Source organism: Allobrachymonas chironomi DSM 19884 (genome assembly GCF_000374625.1).
Lineage (GTDB): Bacteria > Pseudomonadota > Gammaproteobacteria > Burkholderiales > Burkholderiaceae_C > Brachymonas > Brachymonas chironomi.
In genome coordinates, this window is the sequence record NZ_KB894793.1 from 1 (window position 1) to 4,200 (window position 4,200).

The following is a 4,200-nucleotide window of genomic DNA, read 5'->3' on the forward strand; positions in this document are numbered from 1 at the left end:
CAGCAATGCTGTTTTGTGCTGCAACATACATCTTGAGCGGCCTAACATTGCATTCAACCCGGACAGCCTACGGCTGCCGGTTAATTTAGGCGTTATGACTCAGGGGGAGTTCCATGGGGGTGTATAGAACAGCTGAGGTCTGTCCGAACGGTCATGTTTCCACCGATTCCGCAGATGCTTATCCAGAGCACCGCGAGAAATTTTGCTCGAAGTGTGGCGAAGCCACGATGACGCAGTGTCCAAACTGCGGGGCTAATGTTCGTGGTGACTACTACGTCGAAGGAGTTTTTGGTTTTGGAGGAGAGTACACGCCACCGTCCTACTGCCACAACTGCGGCCATGCATTCCCATGGACGGAGCGTAAAGTTGATGCGGCCACTGATCTAGTAGAGACAAGCGGGAAGCTGTCGAGTGACGAGCTAGCGCAGTTTCGCGCAGACCTCTCAGAAATGACAAAGGAGTCTCCTCGTCTCCAGGTTGCATCTGTTCGTTTCAAACAAACTATGGCAAAAGTTGGCGGCGCGGTCGCGGATGGCGTCAGAGACATTGTCGTTGATGTGCTGAGTGAGGCGGCCAAGAAGGCAATATGGGGCGGCTGAGTCATAACAATTCATTCAAGCCGACGCCGCTTCGCGGCGCGGCTTAATTCAAGCGTTAGGCCTTTCGGAAAGATCACGGGTCGCTATCCCGCTATTCTCAAACTCATGACCACGCATCAACTAGATCTACTTGAAAACGCCATTGATAGCCTCGCGGAAGCACTGCTGAAGTACGAGGCAGGCGAGGACGGCGATGCAAAGGCATACAAATTCGCCGTCTTGCATATGGCTCACTTCATTGAATTGATCTTTAAGCACCATATCGCAGACAAACACCCGCTATTGATCTACAAAGATCCTTTCTCACCAAAGGTAGACAAGAACAAAAGCATCACGCTCTGGGATGCAATCAACTTTATTAACAACGAATCGAGCGGCACGATTTCTACGGGCCTACGAACCGATCTTGATTGGCTCAAGCGACTACGGAATGAGATTGAACATCACAAGTTCACGATGCAAGTTCCGGATGTTCGCACCACCATCGGCCGGCTGTTTCGGTCAGTTTTAGAGTTCCTTGAAGAGCACACAGAGCTCGACATTGAGGCTCTCGTCCCCGCGCCTGCATTGGCTACCTTCAAGGTGTTGTCAGACGAATACGCCTTCCGGCTCAACGACGCACTTCGCGAAGCAGATGAATATGAACGAGCCAATCCCTTTGACTACAAAGATCCAGATGCTCGCCCGTCAAGGTTGACATGCGACAACTGTGGGAACGAGACGATGATTCAGGATGAATCATCGTCGTCAGGTTACAAGTGCCTGTTTTGCGACAACGAAGATGGGGACAACCTGCCTGCAAACTGCGATATCTGCGGGGTTTCAACGACTCGGGGCGAATTGGATGCTTGGCGCATAGATGACGACGAGGGCAGGTACGAAATGCGCTGCTACTACTGCTCTGGTAGGTACCATGCAGATAAAGATGACTGATTTGCCAAAGTCCTGTTTCAGTCGCACGGGCAACACCGTGCCTACGCGCCCCAGCCTAACTGTACGTTCAACGCGGACGCCACTACAGGCCATGCCTTCGGCATTCTCATGGCCTGTAGCGGTACCCTCCGCACTTCGGGCTCCGGCGCCGGTTAACTAGGGCGTTATACGCAAATTTAGTCCGGAGAGAATTTTAGGTCAGGGGTGCCATGTCAATAAAAAGTATACAGAAATTAAAGCAATTCGGTATCTTCCAAGATCATACGAACAGCAATGCTAAAGATTTCGGAAAATACAATTTGTTCTATGGGTGGAATGGAAGCGGAAAATCTACGCTTTCGGGTTTGTTTCGGTGTATCGAGAATAAAGTCACTTCAAGTAAATTTCCTTCTTCGGAATTCTCGGTAAGCGTAGACAGCGGCACGCCTATCACACAAGCGAACGTGGCGAATTCTGAGCTAAACATATATACCTTTAACCATGACTTTATTGATGAAAACATTTCATGGAACAGCACTGTAAAAAGTATATTGCTTGTTGATAAAGAGAAGATTGAAGAACGTGAAAAACTAGAACGATTAAAAAAAGAACAGGAAGTCGATAGCAAAGCACACGGCATAGAAGCTGAAGCAATAAAGAAACTTGATAGCGCTGTTTCAAAATTTGAAACCGATAGCGCGCGACACATGAAGACAAGTCTTCAATCCATTGACACTACAGACAGTTACTATCTTAACTACGATAAGCGTAAATTTGGAAAATTCATAGAAGACCGCCTTGAAGAAAGCAAGTCGGACGACTCGCTTCTTGATGACCAACAAATTGTTGAATTAACCAATGCCGCGAAGCCTGATCAAAAGTCCTCGATCACCTTTAATCAACAGACCATTAATCAGGAAATCTTCACCAAAGCAAAAGAACGTCTTGATGAACTTTTAAAAACCAGCGTGGTTAGTCAAACTATCCAGCGGCTTGTTGAACATGGCGATATAAAATCTTGGGTTGAAACTGGTCTTGATCTTCATAAGCGTCACGATACAAACCAGTGCGAATACTGTGGAAACACCATCACGGAAGAACGCACTAAACAACTTGAAGCCCACTTTAATGACGATTATAAAGCCTTTCAAACTCGGCTTGAACGTGCTGACGGGTGGCTTGCAGATCAATATATTCAGCCCCCAATATTACCCGCTACAAGTGATTTTTACGACGAATTCAAAAGCGGGTACGGTGAAGCCTGTACAGCATTAGGGAAAGCTATCACAGCCTTAAACGGAGAAATAGCAGTGTGGCACACTGTGCTAAAGGAAAAGACTGCCAATCCGCTTGAAACTGCTCTAACGGTAGAAGTTATCAGTGAATCATCCGTGAAGGCGTTTAACGATGCTATGACCGATATTGGCGCGGCTGTTGATAAGCACAACCATAAGTCAGGAAATTTCAAAGAAGAAACTGATAAAGCTAAAAAGCGACTTGAACTTCACTACGCAACTACTGAAGTGAAATCATTCAAGTATCACGAGAAGAAAAAAGAAGTCGTTGATCGCACTGCCGCAAATGAAACTCTAAAAACAGCAATTAACACTAGAAACACAGAAATCCGAACGCTTGAAGATTCACTATCAAATGAAGGCCTGGGTGCTGACCAGTTTAATGAATCACTTCATAAGTTTCTTGGGCGCAGTGAATTGACCCTTCGATTCAATCCGGTTAAAAAAGGGTATGAAATACTTCGGAACGATTCGGAACAGGTTGACGGTAATTTAAGTGAAGGTGAAAAGACAGCTATTGCTTTCGTCTACTTCATAACCAAGTTGAAAGAAAATGACAACAACATTGAAGATACTATTGTTGTTGTAGATGACCCCATTTCAAGTTTCGACTCCAATCACCTTTTTCACGCTTACTCATTTATGAAGGTGAACTGTGAAAAAGCAAAGCAACTGTTTGTTCTTACCCACAACTTCACGTTCTTCAAGTTGGTTCGTGATTGGATTTCACGGAAGAATAAACGTGACAATCAGAATATTGCAAATTTCTACGTTGTTAAGGCAAACAACGGAGTGCCACGAACTTCAACTTATGAAAACGCCGAACCAGCATTAACCTTATATAATTCAGAATATCATTACATATTTTCACGGCTGAATTCTTTAAAAAATCAACAGACGCTTGAAACTGACGATCATTTTCTTGCCGCCAATTTATCCCGAAAACTACTTGAATCCTTCTTGTCATTCAAATTTCCAAAGAACCGGGGCAATTTCGCCAACTTGTTTAATACGGCCGTTTCAGCAAGTCAGAACCCTGAAGACGAAGGGAAGGAAAAGATTAGAAAGTTCATCAATGAATATTCACATAATGACCTTATTGAAACCAATGAAGACTTTGTTGAAAATCTGATTGGTGAAGGTGTTTCAGTCATTTCAGATGTTTTTGACTGGATAAATGAACTGGACGAAAAACACTATCAAGAAATGATGGAGGTCGTGTCTTGAGTAGGAATGCGTATAACAAGGCGCTGCTGTCGGACAATTTTTCCGCTGCGCTCCAAAATTGCCGCAGAGCGCGGCGTTAGGCGTCAAGGAGGCTTTGTGCCAATTATCGAAGATGACGTCAAGGTCGCGATGGAATCATTCCTTAAAGATCAAGGCTTTACATCAGT

3 protein-coding genes are annotated in these 4,200 nt (G+C 45.1%); all 3 read left to right on the forward strand.

All coding sequences use genetic code 11. The features are described from left to right. Positions 1-113: 113 nt before the first annotated feature. The 3 genes from C513_RS14050 (at position 114) to C513_RS14055 (ending at position 4,033) form a co-directional block, all read left to right on the forward strand. The gene (locus C513_RS14050; protein WP_076342760.1) at positions 114-599 is read left to right on the forward strand and encodes a DUF2321 domain-containing protein; all 486 of its coding nucleotides are present in this window, start codon (positions 114-116) and stop codon (positions 597-599) included. A 105-nt stretch (positions 600-704) separates the two neighbouring features. Next, positions 705-1,532: a hypothetical protein gene (locus tag C513_RS0112230; protein WP_018716278.1), complete on the forward strand. Its 828-nt coding sequence runs from the start codon at positions 705-707 to the stop codon at positions 1,530-1,532. A gap of 209 nt (positions 1,533-1,741) precedes the next feature. Further along, on the forward strand, positions 1,742-4,033 hold the full coding sequence (locus C513_RS14055) for an AAA family ATPase (protein WP_076342761.1): 2,292 nt from the start codon (positions 1,742-1,744) through the stop codon (positions 4,031-4,033). Positions 4,034-4,200 lie beyond the last annotated feature (167 nt).